This is a genomic window from Caulobacter sp. DMC95, from assembly GCF_056313785.1.
Genome location: NZ_JBQUZP010000003.1, coordinates 367069 through 379980 on the forward strand (window position 1 = coordinate 367069; position 12912 = coordinate 379980).

The following is a 12912-nucleotide window of genomic DNA, read 5'->3' on the forward strand; positions in this document are numbered from 1 at the left end:
AACGGCCAAGCTTTTGTCACACGGCGACGTAGAGCTTGCGCGCCAAGGTTTCGATCTCGCCGCGCAAGGATCCGCCCGAACCCTTCAGCAGGGCCTCGACATTGCGGCGGGCGGCTTCGCGATCCAGCGACAGAACCATCTGCTTGACCGGCCCGATGCCGGCCGGCGGCATCGACAGGCGATCAAAGCCCAGGGCCACCAGGGCGAAGGCCTCCAGCGGGCGGCCGGCCATCTCGCCGCAGACCGAGACCTGGGTGCCCGTGTCGGCGCAGGCCTGCTGGATCGTCTTCAGCGCCCGCAGCGCGGCCGGCGACAGCGGGTCATAGCGGTCGGAGACACGCGGATTGCCCCGGTCGGCCGCGAACAGGTACTGCATCAGGTCGTTGGTGCCGACCGAGACGAAGTCGGTCATCGGCAGCAGCGCATCCAGATGCCAGAGCAGCGACGGCGCCTCGACCATGGCCCCGACATCCAGGCGGGCGGGCGCAGGACGGCCCCGCTTCAGGGCCCAGGCCACTTCCTGGTCGACGAACGCGCGGGCGGCGCGGAACTCGTCCACATTGGCCACCAGCGGGAACATGATCCGCAGCGGCCGGCCGTTGGCGGCCTTGATCAGAGCGCGGATCTGCATGCGCAGCAGGGCCGGGCGGTCCAGGCCCATTCGCACGGCGCGCCAGCCCAAGGCGGGATTATCCTCGCGCTCCAGCTCCATGTACGGCAGCAGCTTGTCGCCGCCCAGGTCGAGCGTGCGGAAGGTCACCGGCATGCCGTTGGCCGCGTCCAGCACCTTTTCATAGAGCGCCGTCTGGGCTTCGAGCCGCGGCAGCTCCTCGGCCACCATGAACTGGAACTCGGTGCGGAACAGGCCGATGCCCTCGGCGCCGGTCTCGCCCAGGATGTCGAGATCGACGGCAAGGCCCGCGTTCATCAGCAGCGTGACCTTGGAGCCGTCCTTGGTGATCGGCGGGGTGTCGCGCAGGCGGGCGAACTCGGCTTTGCGCTGGGCGCGGACCTCCATCCGGGCCTTCAGCGCCTTGACCACGTCAGGACGCGGGCGCAGCCAGGCTTCCTGCGTCTCACCGTCGACCACCACGGGATCGCCCTCGTTGACGCGATCGCGCAGGCCGGCCAGGCGTCCGACGCACGGGATATCGAGGGCCCGGGCGACGATGCCGGCGTGGCTGGCGGCGCTGCCCTCCTCCAGCAGGATGCCCTTCAGCTTGGTGCGGTCGTATTCGAGGAGATCGGCCGGCCCGAGGTTCCGGGCGATCAGGATGGCGTCCTCGGGCAGCTGGCGCACATGGTGCACGTCGCCCGACAGGTGACGCAGCAGCCGGTCGTTCAGGTCTTCCAGGTCGTGTAGCCGCTCGCGCAGATAGGGATCGCGGGCCTGGCCCAGGCGGGCGCGATGCTCGGACCGCACGCGCTCGACGGCGGCCTCGGCGGTCAGACCCGAGCGCACCGCTTCCTGCAATGAGCGGTTCCAGCCCCGGTCGTGGGCGAACAGGCGGTAGGTTTCCAGCACCTCGTAAGAGGCGCCCACCAAGCCGTGCTGGCCTTCCAGCATCTGGTCGATCTGGGTCTGCAGCGCCTCGATGGCGTAGGAAAGGCGGGCTTCCTCGGCCAGGGCGTCGTCCGACAGCAGGGTCTCAGGCACGACCGGCTGCTCGTGCAGCACCGCCACGCCGTAGGCCAGCCCCTCAGCGAAGCGGGAGCCCTTCAGGCGCTCGGGCTTGTGCGGCGCCAGCTCGACGTCCTTGAGTTCGTCCGCGCCGAGAAGCTCGCTGGAGCTGACCATCTCGGCCAGCACCATGGCGATGATCTGGAGGTCCTCGACCTCCTCTTCGTCATAGTTGCGCTCGGTGCGGTTCTGGACGACCAGCACGCCGATGGCGCGACCGCCGCGCAGCAACGGCACGGCCAGGAAGGCGTGATACGGATCTTCGCCCGTTTCCGGACGGTACGAGAACGACGGGTGGCTGGCGGCGTCCGACAGGTTCAGCGGCCGGCCCAGGCGCATGGTTTCGCCGACCAGACCCTCGCCCGGCTTCAGGCGGGTGACGTGGACGGCCTCGCGGGCCAGACCTTCCGTGGCGAACAGCTCCAGGTCGCCCGAGGCGCGGCGCAGATAGATCGAGCAGACTTCCGCCACCATCGAGATGGCGATGGTGCGGACCACCATGTCGAGCTTGCCCTGGGCGGGACCCGCGCCGGCCATGGCCTCGCGGATCTGCCGCAGCAGGCTGCGTGGTCCTCGAACGGCGATGCCGGATGCCGCCATGACGCCTGTACGCGCTCCCTGTCCCTTAGAGCCTTCTAGCCCAGCGTCCGACGCCAGGGGTTAAGACGGCTCTTACCTCCAAGGTGGGGCTACAGCAGATTTCGCCCGGGGACCAGTCGCGGTCGTCAACCGAACGGCGATTAGGTGCGCGCTCACGAAAAAGCGCCGCCCGGAGGGGAGCCGGGCGGCGCAGTCTGGCACGCTGGAGGAGGGATCAAAACTCCAGCGGCGATCGGGTGGGCCTAGCGACGGTAGCCGTAGGCGTAGCGGTCGTCGTAGCGATCGCGGCGCTCATAGCGCTGGCCATAGCGGTCGTAGGCGTAGCGGCTGTTGGCGCGGCTATCGTAGGCGTAGCGGTTGTCATAGCCGTAGCGAGTGTTCGACGTGTAGCGCGGCGCCGTGCGGTACGACTGGCTGTAGCGACGGTCGTACTTGTCCTTGGCCGTGGTCGCGCCCAGGGCCGCGCCCGCCACGGCGCCGATGGCGACCGCGTCGGTCTTGCCGTCGCCGATCGCCGCGCCGGCGATGCCGCCGATCACCGCGCCGATGATGGCGCGCTCGGTCTTCTCGCCGGCGAAGGCGGCCGAGGCCGGGGCGAGCAGCGCGCCGGCGACAGTGACGGCGATGGCGGTCTTGGTGAACGTACCGAGGGTCTTCATGGCGGGTCTCCTATCTCTGTTGATAGGGGTTGTAGGCCCTCGGCCCTGAACGGGGTCGGGACTGGTCGTTCAGGTGGGGTTTAGGTTTGGGGGGCGTGAGAACCCATCCACACCGACTTCCCCGGCGAATGCCGGGGCCCAGATCGAGCCCGCTGGCGTGGCTGGGTTGGCTGAGGCTGTGGGCGAGCCCACGCCGACTGTTCCGGATGAATCTGGGCCCCGGCATTCGCCGGGGAGGTCGGACTATGGGCTGGTTGCGGGTTTAGCACCGTCCGCCCGATGCAACCGCGCCGACCAAAGCACCCCGGCCAGCATCAACACCATCGCCACGCTCTCCAGCGCGCGCGGCCAGCGGGCCTCGTGCAGGAAGCCGTACAGCAGGGCGAACACGGTCTCGAACACGATCAACTGGCCCGACAGCGACAGCGGCAACAGGCGGCTGGCGGCGTTCCACAGGCCGTTGCCGATCACCGAGGCCCCGATGGCGACGGCGAAGCTGACGCCCCAGAACAGGCCCCAGGCGCTGGCCGCATGCGCCTTGCCGTCGAAGGCGAAGGCCGGGACCACGATGACCAGAGACAACAGCCCCGTGGCGACGCCGGTCAGCAGCGACCACTCGTGACTGTTGAACTTGGGCGTCGCGGCCAGGCGCCGGGCGTTCCAGACGGCGTAGGCGGTCCATACGGCGAGGGCCAACAACGCCCCCAGCAGGCCGACCAGCGTTCGGCTCATCCCCGCCCGTCCGGCGGCGGCGAAGGCGTCGATATTGATGCAGACCCCGCCGGCGACGATCAGGGTCAGGGGCCAGATCAGGCGCCGCAGCGGCGTCCCCTCCCCCGCTTTCGCCCCGACCAGGGTGATGGTCACGGGCAACAGGCCGATGACCAGCGAGGCCAGGGCCACGCCGGCGCTCTGCACCGCCACGGCCAGGCCGACGTAGTAGATGAGGTTGCCCAGCAGGCTCAGCAGGATGAGGTCGCGCCAGTCGCGCCCGTCCATCCGGGCCATGACCGCCTTCCAGCTGGGCGCCAGCAGCACGGCCGCCGCCAGGCCATAGGCCAGATAGCGTCCCGCCGTGGCCTGCAGCGGCGTGAAGTCGGCCAAGAGCTTGGGCGCCAGAAACACCCCGCCCCAGAACGCCCCGGCGATGACGCCGCACAGAAGGCCAAGCAGGAGGTTGCGCGAAGGAGTCATGACGGCCGCATAGCAGTCCGCCGCCAGCTTGGCTCGCTCCGACGGGGTCTCACAACACGGTTTCGGAGCCTTCGCCCCCTGGCTAAGCTGTGCGCCCAATCCAGGGGCAGGAGACGATCAATGACGGCGGGAGCGTTCAAGCGCGGGTTTGCGGCGCTGCTGGCTGTGCTGGCGGGGCTCGTCGGCGCCGCCAGCGCCCACGCCGCCTGCGCGGTCGGTTCGCCGGGCGCGACCGTCAGCGTTGACGTCGGCGCGACCGGACGGCCGTTCCTGCTACGGCGGCCCGCCAGCCTCGCGGCGGGCCAGCCCGCGCCGCTACTGATCCTGCTGCACGGCAGCGGCGGCGACGGGGGAAAGATGCTGGCCGCCTCTGGCCTCGAAGCGACGGCGGAGCGTCACGGCTTCCTCGTCGTCGCGCCCACCGCCGCCATCGCCGCCGGCAAGGGCTTCGCCTGGAACATCCCGGGCGTGCCGACCGTCACCGGCAAGATCCCCGACGCCTCGGACGCCGACGACGTGGCCTATCTGGCGGCACTGGTGGATGGCCTGGTCGCGGAAGGCTGCGTCGAGCCCGCGCGCGTCTATGTCACTGGCCTGTCGGGCGGCGGGCGCATGGCCTCCTGGCTGGGCTGCGTGGCGTCGGACCGCTATAGCGCCATCGCGCCGGTGGTGGGCCTACGCGCCGGCAATCCGCGCGCGGGCAACCCGCAGGAGCCCGATCCGGCCACCTGCCAGCCCCGGCGGCCAGTGCCTGTGATCGCCTTCGCGGGCGACCGGGACATGACCAATCCCACCCAAGGCGGCGGCGCGGGCTACTGGCAGTATACGATGCACGCGGCCGAGCAGCGCTGGGCGGCGCTGAACGGCTGCCAGGCTTCGCCGACCACCCAATGGGTCGCGCCCGGCGTCTATGAGGAGCACTATTCCGGCTGTCGGGGCGAGGCCGATGTGGTCGGCCGCATGACCGTCGGCGGCGGCCACACTTGGCTGGCTGACAACGACGCCCTCTGGGCCTTCGTCTCGCGCTATCGGCGGGAGAGCCGGTAGGCAGCCGGATTAAAAGAACGCCGGTTCGCCACGTAAGCGTCACTATTCGTCGCGAGCTTGCGCGCGCCGCAAACGACTCGACCGGAGATGCGCATGATCGCCGCCCTGCTCACCGCCCTGGCCCTGCAAGCCGCACCGCCCCTGGCGTTGGATCCGGCGGCCGTCAAGGCGGTGGAGGCCGTGGCGTTCGACTATGTCGACGGTCAGCTGGAGGGCGACACCGCCCGCGTCGCTCGCGCCCTGCACCCGGACCTGGCCAAGCGCGCCGTCCGCGCCAAGCCTGATCCCGACGAGGTCCTGGCCCTGCGCCGGATGAGCCGTGACGAGCTGATCGACCTGACGCGGCAAGGCGCCCTGAAGACCCCGCGCGACCAGTGGGACCGCACCGTCCGGGTGCTGGACGTGGCCGGCAATGTAGCTATCGCGCGCGTCGAGACGCCCTGGTTCGTCGACCACCTGAGCCTTGGCCGGTTCGGCGAGCGCTGGGTGATCGTCAACGCGCTCTGGTATCCCAAGCCCAGGCCCGCGGCGAAGTAGGGGTCAGGCCGGCGCCATGGCCTTGAGGCGGCGCACCGCCACGGCCACGCGCATCGAGGCGTCATGGAACTTCGAACCGACGTCGATCATGTCGGCGGCGCGCTGGAAGTCGCGACGATTGATGGCGCCCGCGACCTCGCCGGCCGCCTCGTGAAAGTCGCTATGAGCCTCGACGCACTGCAGATAGGTCTTGTCACCAGATAATTTGGCCTTCGCTTCGCCATGCAGCCAGTGGCCCAGGACGCAGACCTTGTCGGAACAGGCGCGCTGGGCGTCCACCGTCGTCTGGGTCGCCAGGGCGATCCTGAAGTTGACTTTCCAGTCGGCGTGGGCGGCGATGGCGGCGTCGAAATCCATGGGTCTGCTCGCGTCAAATTTCACGGAGCGGTGAATATTCCCAGCTTGGCTATTGAACGGTGACCAGGCAGCGTTAACGGCACCGTTTCATCCCCTTAAGGGCGAAAGGCCGCACCCCGGGGGCGGTCAGCCGTGTCCCGGCATCGCCAGGGGCGCGTCAGCGTCGGCGACCAGACGGCGGGCCTGTTCGAGGGCGGCGTCGATGTCATTCTCGATGAACTCGACCTCAAGGTCGGTCAGCGGATGCGGCGCGGCGATGGTCTCGCGCAGATAGACGCGCTTTTCAGCCTCGCTCATCGACCACCAGCCGACAGTGTGGCCTTCCTCGATGACGGCGTCGCCCATGGCCAAGAGGTCGTCGGTGTCGAAGATCGGCTGGCCCGGCTTTTCGGGGAACCACTGACCGTCGTCGGGCAGGGCCTTGTCCAACTGCTTCAGCAGCGACGCCAGCCAAGGGCTGACCAACAGCGGCTTCTCGTAGCCGTCGCCGAACTTGGCGCGCAGCAACAGGTCGTAGAGCAGCTCCAAGCCGGCGTCGCCGTGGAAGGTGACGGTCTTGGCGTCGGGGTCGAACTTGAAGACGTCGGGCATGGGACTCTCTTGGGCTGACGCCCTCATAACGTCCGAACGCGACGTTTTCATCTAGGTCGAGGGGAGCGCCCCCTCCGCCTCTAAATCAGAGCTGATCCAGCCCGTACACCGCGTGCAGCGCGCGGACCGCCAGCTCGGTGTAGGCCGCGTCGATCAGGACCGAGATCTTGATCTCCGAGGTCGAGATGACCTGGATGTTGATGTTCTTCTCGGCCAGGGCCTGGAACATCGACTGAGCGACGCCGGCGTGGCTGCGCATGCCCACGCCGATGACCGACACCTTGGCGACGTCCTCGTTGACGGCGACGGCCTCGAAGCCGATCTCCTTCTGGGCGGCTTCGACGATCTCGACGGCGCGCTGGGCGTCACGCTTGCCGACCGTGAACTCCATGTTGGCGGTGTCGGCGCTGCGGGCGCGCGACTGCACGATCATGTCGACGTTCACATTGGCGTCGGCCAGACGCCCGAAGATCTGCGAAGACACGCCCGGATGGTCGGGCAGGCCCAGCAGGGTGATCTTGGCTTCGTCGCGGCTGTAGGCGACGCCCGAGACGATGCGCTTTTCCATGATTTCTTCCTCGTCGCAGACGATCGTACCTTGGCCCGGGGCTTCGCCCGGTTCGACGAAACTGGACAGCACCCGCACCGGGACGCGATGGGCCATAGCCATCTCGACCGAGCGGGTCTGCAGAACCTTGGCCCCCAGCGAGGCCATTTCGAGCATTTCTTCGTAGGAGATCTTGGCCAGACGCTTGGCCTTGCTCTCGATCCGGGGGTCGGTGGTGTAGACCCCGTCGACGTCGGTATAGATGTCGCAGTCGCCCTTGACGGCGGCGGCGATGGCCACGGCTGAGGTGTCCGAGCCGCCCCGGCCCAGGGTGGTGATGCGGCGGTTGGGCGTCACGCCCTGGAAGCCGGCGATCACGGCGATCTCGCCGTTGGCGAAGCAGGCCTCGAGGTTCTCCGGCGGGATCTCCTCGATCCGTGCTCGGCCATGGGCCTCGTCGGTCAGGATCGGCACCTGCCAGCCCAGGAACGAGCGGGCCTTGTGGCCCATGTTGCGCAGGGTCATGGCCAGCAGGCCGGCCGTGACCTGCTCGCCCGAGGCGACGACCGCGTCGTACTCGTCGTCCGACTCCGGCAGGCCCGCCGCAGCGCGGCCCGCGCCGTCGGTCCAGGCGACCAGCTCATTGGTCTTGCCCGACATGGCCGACACGACGACGGCCACTTGCTTGCCCGTGGCGACCTCGGCGGCGACCAGGCGCGCCACACGGCGGATGCGCTCCAGGTCGGCCACCGACGTGCCGCCGAACTTCATCACCAGACGTGACACGTCCCTGGTACCTCGACACTTGGTTATTTCTTGCGCCCGCGCGGCCGGATCACTCCCCCTCGCGCAAGCCCGCGCCTTCTAGCGAGCCGATGGCGCAACGGCAATGTCGTGAGGCTGTCTTTTTTACATGAGGGGGGGGCGGGGCGTGGCGCGCGCGCGACGCCATGATAGACACGGGTCATGACACAAGCCGCTTCCGCCGCCCCCTCCTGGAGCATCGACCCCGCCGACGTCGCGCGGTTCTCGGCCATCGCCGCCGAGTGGTGGGACCCCAAGGGCAAGTTCGCGCCGCTGCATGTGTTCAACCCCTGCCGCCTGGCCTTCATCCGCGAGCAGGCCCTGGCGCGCTTCGGCCGCGACGGCGCGGTCCGCGCGCCATTCGAGGGTCTCACCCTGCTGGACATCGGCTGCGGCGGCGGGCTGCTGAGCGAGCCCATGGCGCGGCTGGGCTTTGCCGTCACGGCGATCGACGCGTCGGAAAAGAACATCAAGACCGCCGCCACTCACGCCGCCGAACAGGGTCTTGAGATCGGCTATCGGCCCGCCACCGCTGAGCAGTTGCTGGCCGAAGGCGCGGGGCCGTTCGACGTGGTGCTGACGATGGAGGTCATCGAGCACGTCGCCGATCCTGGCGAGTTCCTGCGCACCTGTTCCAAGCTCTTGAAGCCCGGCGGGATCATGGTGGTGGCCACCCTGAACCGCACGCTCAAGGCCCTGGCCCTGGCCAAGATCGGCGCCGAATACGTGCTGCGCTGGGTGCCGCCCGGCACCCACGACTGGAAGCAGTTCCTCAAGCCCGAGGAGCTGCGCGCCTTCCTGGCCGGCGAGCCGGTGGCGATGCAGGGCCCGTTCGGCGTGGCCTACAATCCCCTCACCGGCCGCTGGAGCCGGTCGAGCGACACCGACATCAACTACATGATGACGGTGACGAGGGACTGAGGACAGCCTCAGGGAACCTCTGCGCCTGCCGACGCTTTCTCGTCTCCGCAGGGGCGCACGCCCCCGGATTGGCGACCTAGGTATCGGGGGTCGGCCGTCGATCCGTTCGATCTGAACGGAGACCACCACCATGACGTCCAGAATTCTGGCCACGCTGCTGGCCACCACCGTGGCCTGCGGCGCCGTCGCCCCCGCCCTCGCGCAGGACTCGGCCTATCAGCGCAGCCTCGAGCGCTACGACGCCCAGCGCTCGAACTACTACGAAAGCGTGGCCGAGTATCAGCAGCGCCAGGCGGCCTATGAGCGCGACCGCGCCAACTATGTGCGCGCCCGCGACGACTATGACCGCCGCTACGGTCGCGGCGCCTATGACCGCCGCTATCCCAGCTACGCCGAGCGCTATCGCGTGGCCCAGTACCGCGACAGCGCGGCCTACTACGCCGAACAGGCCGAGTTCGAACGCGCCCGCGCCAACTATGAGCGCGCCCGTTACAACTATGACCGCCGCAACGGCGATGGCGCCTATGACCGCCGCTATCCCAGCCAGGCCTCGCGCTTCCGGGTCAGCGGCGTCAACTACGCCGGCTATGACGCGGGCCGCGACCAGTGGGAGCGCGACCGCGACCGCTACATCGCCGCGCGCGACGCCTATGATCGCCGCAACGGCTACGGCAGCTACGACCGTCGCTATCCAGGCGAAGCCAGCCGCTACGGCGCGCCCTACGCCGGCGGCTACAGCATCGACACAAGCACCAATATCGGCGCCAACACCAACTACGGCCCGGACTGTCGTCAGGACGCCAAGCGCAACGCCACCGTGGGCGGCGTGATCGGCGCCTTGGCCGGCGCAGCGCTGGGCTCGAACGTCGCGGCGCGCAACGCCCGGCCGGAAGGCACCGTGCTGGGCGCCCTGGTCGGCGCGGGCGTCGGCGCGGCCGTCGGCAACGCCTCGGCCAAGTGCGACACGCGCGGCGCCTACTACAGCTACGACCAGACCCAGCCGTACCGCTATAGCGACGGTCGCTACGCCGACTCGGCCGAGCGCTGCCGCCTGGCCCCGGCTCCGACCGACTACAACGGCCGCGTCGAGACCCGCTATGTGCGCGTCTGCCCCGACGCCGACGGCCGCTATCGCGTCCAGGGCTGATCCCTTCCGGCGCCAGGCCGGCGATCTGGAAACCGCTCGCCGGCCTGAGCGTTGAACATCCGAGGGATCGAAACCAAGAAACAACAAACGGAGAGCTCGTCATGCGCGCCCCCCTGAAAGCCATCATCCTGGCCACCGCCGTCGGCTTCGCCGCCAGCACCGTGGCCGTGACCACCGCCGACGCCCAGTCCAAGAGCCGCTACCGCGTGCTGGTCTGCAACAAGTCGAAAGCCAAGAACGGCGCCGTCATCGGCGGCCTGGGCGGAGCCCTCTTGGGCAACACCGTCGCGGCGCGCGGCAACAAGACCGAAGGCGCTCTGCTGGGCGGCGCGGTCGGCGCCGTGGCCGGCCACGAGATCGGCAAGAGCAAGAAGAAGTGCCACTACGAGTACCGCTACCGCTAAGCGGTCGAGCATTTGATGACCGACAGGGCGCCGGACGCGAGTCCGGCGCCCTTCTCGTGTTTGGCTTGCCTGCCGGAGCGCATCAGGCTCAATAACGCTCGCTGAGTTGTGCTTTGGGGGCGGTGTTGACGGAAGCCTTGGTTATTCGCGGGTTGAACAAGACGTTCGCCAAGCCCGCGGTGTCGGACCTGGACCTGACGGTCCGCGCCGGTGAGCTTTACGCGCTGCTGGGCCCCAACGGCGCGGGCAAGACCACCACGCTACGGATGGTGGCGGGCCTGACCCAGCCCGACGCGGGCGAGATCGCCATCTTCGGCGTCGATGCGCGCAAGGATCCGGCCGGCGCCAAGGCCCTGCTGGCCTGGGCGCCGGACGAGGCGATGATCTACGACAAGCTGACGCCGCTGGAATATCTGGAGTTCGTCGCCGGTCTCTGGAACATCAATCCCCGCACCGCCAAGGCCAAGGCCGAGGAGCTTCTGGCCACCCTGGGCCTGGCGTCCGAGGCGCGCCGCCGCTGCGAGGGCTTCTCGCGCGGCATGAAGCAGAAGGTCGCCCTGGCCGGCGCCCTGATCCACGATCCCAAGCTCCTGATCCTGGACGAGCCTCTGACCGGCCTCGACGCCGCGGCCGCGCGTCTCGTGAAAGACATGCTGCAGGCCCGGGTCGACGCGGGCGGCACCGTGATCCTGACCACGCACATTCTCGAAGTCGCCGAGCGCATGGCCAATCGCATCGGCATCATCGCCGGCGGCCGGCTGCTGGCCGAGGGCACCCTGGACGAACTGCGCAGCCGGGCCGGCGAGGCCAGCGGCCGCACCCTTGAGGACGTCTTCCTGCAGCTGACGGCCGAGGCCGCCGCGTGAGCCTGCCATTCAAGCCGGCCAGCACGCCCTGGCTCCTGGCCCACGAGATGCGCCTGACCTGGCGCGGCGTTTCGGCGGGCCGCAAGTCCAGCGGCGTCGGCTCGATCATCGCCTTCGCCGTTCTGGGGGTCTTTGCGCTGCTCGGGGGCGCAGCCCTGGCGTTCGCGACGCGAGGCTATGAGGTCCCGATCACCCCGTTCTCGGTGATCATCGTCGACATGGCGCTGGCGGTGATCCTGACCCTGATGCTGGCCAACACCCTGGCGGCGGCGGCCAACGCGCTCTACGAGCGCGGCGATCTGGACCTGCTGTTCTCCTCGCCCCTGTCGCCGCGCAAGGTGCTTTTTGTGCGAGCGCTGGGCCTGGCGGTCGGGGCGGGCTTTTGGTTCGTGCTGCCGGCGGCGCTGATCCTGGCGCCGTCGCTCTTCATGGGTCATCCGCACTGGGCTGGCGTGTTCGGGGTGCTGATCGCTGCGGCGCTGGGCGCTTCGGGCGTCGGCCTCTTGCTGGCCATGGCGTTGTTCGCGCTGATCGGCCCTCGCCGTACGCGGACCGTGGCCCAGGTGCTGGCGGCCCTGATCGGCGCGGCCTTCTTCCTGGCCAGCCAGTACCGCAATCTGGTGGGCGAGGACGCCTCGGAAAGCCTGTTCGCGCGCATCGCCCTGGACGTAAGGGACGGCCGCATCCAGCCGCCGCCGTTCGCCGACCTGCCCCTTCGCGCGGCGGTGGGCCAGCCGATCCCGCTGCTGATCCTGATGGCGATCGGCCTTGGCGTGTTCCTGTTCGCGGCCCGCGTGCTGGGCCAGCGCTTCGCCGACGCGGCGGCCGCCACCCAAGGCGCTGAAACCCGCAAGGCGGCCAAGGGTCCGACCCGCGACTTCGCCGCCGGCGCGTTCCAGGCGACGCTGCGCAAGGAGCTGCGCCTGGTCAGCCGCGACGCCGCCCTGCTCTCCCAGGTGCTGCTGCGTGTGCTCTACATGGTGCCCCTGGCCTTCGTGATGGCCCGCAGCGCAGAGCACATGCCCGCCTGGGCCCTGGCGGGTCCGGCGGCGGCGGTCACCTTTCTGGCTGGTCAGGTGGCCGCAAGCCTGGTCTGGATCACCGTCTCGGCCGAAGACACCCCCGATCTTCTGGCCATTTCCCCAACGCCCATGCGGGTGCTGAACCGCGCCAAGCTGGCCGCCGCCCTGATCCCCGTCGCGCTCTTGCTGGTCGTCCCCATCGCGGCCCTGACCTGGTACGCGCCGCTGGCGGGGCTGTGGACCGCGCTCGGAGCGGCGCTCACCGCCTGGGCGACCGGGCTGATCGGCGTCTGGCATCAGAGACCGGGCAAGCGCGCTGACTTCAAGCGGCGTCATGGCGGGTCTTTCCTGGCGGGCCTGGCCGGGGTGTTCATCGCCACCCTGATCGGCGGGGCGACGGCGCTGGCCGTGGCCGGCCTGCTGGTCTGGGCGGTGATCCCACTGATCGTGGCCGGGGCGCTGACGATCGCGATGCGCCGCACGGACGACCAGATCGCCGCCACCCTGCGCGCCGCCTCAGCGGCGTCCAACTAGT

General features: G+C 69.4%; 13 protein-coding genes. 7 read left to right on the forward strand and 6 right to left on the reverse strand.

The annotated features are described in order from the left end of the window. Nucleotides 1-16 precede the first annotated feature (16 nt). From ptsP to ACT53N_RS09825, 3 genes are all read right to left on the reverse strand, one after another. Nucleotides 17-2281, reverse strand: a complete 2265-nt coding sequence (ptsP, locus tag ACT53N_RS09815) for a phosphoenolpyruvate--protein phosphotransferase (protein ID WP_476063718.1) — start codon at nt 2279-2281, stop codon at nt 17-19. 242 nt (nt 2282-2523) lie between these two features. Continuing rightward, complete coding sequence (locus tag ACT53N_RS09820; RefSeq protein ID WP_476063719.1) at nt 2524-2940, reverse strand: hypothetical protein; 417 nt, start codon at nt 2938-2940, stop codon at nt 2524-2526. Nucleotides 2941-3183: 243 nt separating this feature from the next. Then, nucleotides 3184-4134 (reverse strand): DMT family transporter, encoded by a 951-nt coding sequence (locus tag ACT53N_RS09825; protein ID WP_476063720.1) that lies wholly within the window; start codon nt 4132-4134, stop codon nt 3184-3186. Between the two features lie 120 nt (nt 4135-4254). On the opposite strand from ACT53N_RS09825, the gene ACT53N_RS09830 reads away from it, so the two are divergent. After that, nucleotides 4255-5181 (forward strand): CE1 family esterase, encoded by a 927-nt coding sequence (locus tag ACT53N_RS09830; RefSeq protein ID WP_476063721.1) that lies wholly within the window; start codon nt 4255-4257, stop codon nt 5179-5181. 93 nt (nt 5182-5274) lie between these two features. Beyond that, nucleotides 5275-5718: a nuclear transport factor 2 family protein gene (locus ACT53N_RS09835; RefSeq protein WP_476063722.1), complete on the forward strand. Its 444-nt coding sequence runs from the start codon at nt 5275-5277 to the stop codon at nt 5716-5718. Between the two features lie 3 nt (nt 5719-5721). Here ACT53N_RS09835 and ACT53N_RS09840 read toward each other — a convergent pair whose 3' ends face one another. The 3 genes from ACT53N_RS09840 to ACT53N_RS09850 form a co-directional block, all read right to left on the reverse strand. Then, on the reverse strand, nt 5722-6075 hold the full coding sequence (locus ACT53N_RS09840) for a CZB domain-containing protein (protein ID WP_476063723.1): 354 nt from the start codon (nt 6073-6075) through the stop codon (nt 5722-5724). 126 nt (nt 6076-6201) lie between these two features. Beyond that, nucleotides 6202-6666, reverse strand: coding sequence for a hypothetical protein (locus ACT53N_RS09845; RefSeq protein WP_476063724.1), 465 nt, complete (start codon nt 6664-6666; stop codon nt 6202-6204). Between the two features lie 85 nt (nt 6667-6751). Then, on the reverse strand, nt 6752-7999 hold the full coding sequence (locus ACT53N_RS09850; RefSeq protein ID WP_476063725.1) for an aspartate kinase: 1248 nt from the start codon (nt 7997-7999) through the stop codon (nt 6752-6754). Nucleotides 8000-8179: 180 nt separating this feature from the next. Between ACT53N_RS09850 and ubiG the strand changes: the two genes are divergently transcribed. The 5 genes from ubiG to ACT53N_RS09875 all read left to right on the forward strand — a co-directional run bounded on the left by ubiG (nt 8180) and on the right by ACT53N_RS09875 (nt 12911). Further along, nucleotides 8180-8938 (forward strand): bifunctional 2-polyprenyl-6-hydroxyphenol methylase/3-demethylubiquinol 3-O-methyltransferase UbiG, encoded by a 759-nt coding sequence (ubiG, locus tag ACT53N_RS09855; RefSeq protein ID WP_476063726.1) that lies wholly within the window; start codon nt 8180-8182, stop codon nt 8936-8938. A gap of 130 nt (nt 8939-9068) precedes the next feature. Beyond that, a complete protein-coding gene (locus ACT53N_RS09860; RefSeq protein WP_476063727.1) occupies nt 9069-10085 on the forward strand; it encodes a glycine zipper 2TM domain-containing protein in 1017 nt (338 codons plus the stop codon). A 101-nt stretch (nt 10086-10186) separates the two neighbouring features. Beyond that, complete coding sequence (locus ACT53N_RS09865; RefSeq protein ID WP_476063728.1) at nt 10187-10489, forward strand: glycine zipper 2TM domain-containing protein; 303 nt, start codon at nt 10187-10189, stop codon at nt 10487-10489. Between the two features lie 113 nt (nt 10490-10602). Beyond that, complete coding sequence (locus ACT53N_RS09870; RefSeq protein ID WP_476063729.1) at nt 10603-11355, forward strand: ABC transporter ATP-binding protein; 753 nt, start codon at nt 10603-10605, stop codon at nt 11353-11355. After that, nucleotides 11352-12911 (forward strand): hypothetical protein, encoded by a 1560-nt coding sequence (locus tag ACT53N_RS09875; RefSeq protein ID WP_476063730.1) that lies wholly within the window; start codon nt 11352-11354, stop codon nt 12909-12911. Before ACT53N_RS09870 ends, ACT53N_RS09875 begins: the two co-directional genes overlap by 4 nt. The last annotated feature ends 1 nt before the right edge of the window (nt 12912 follow it).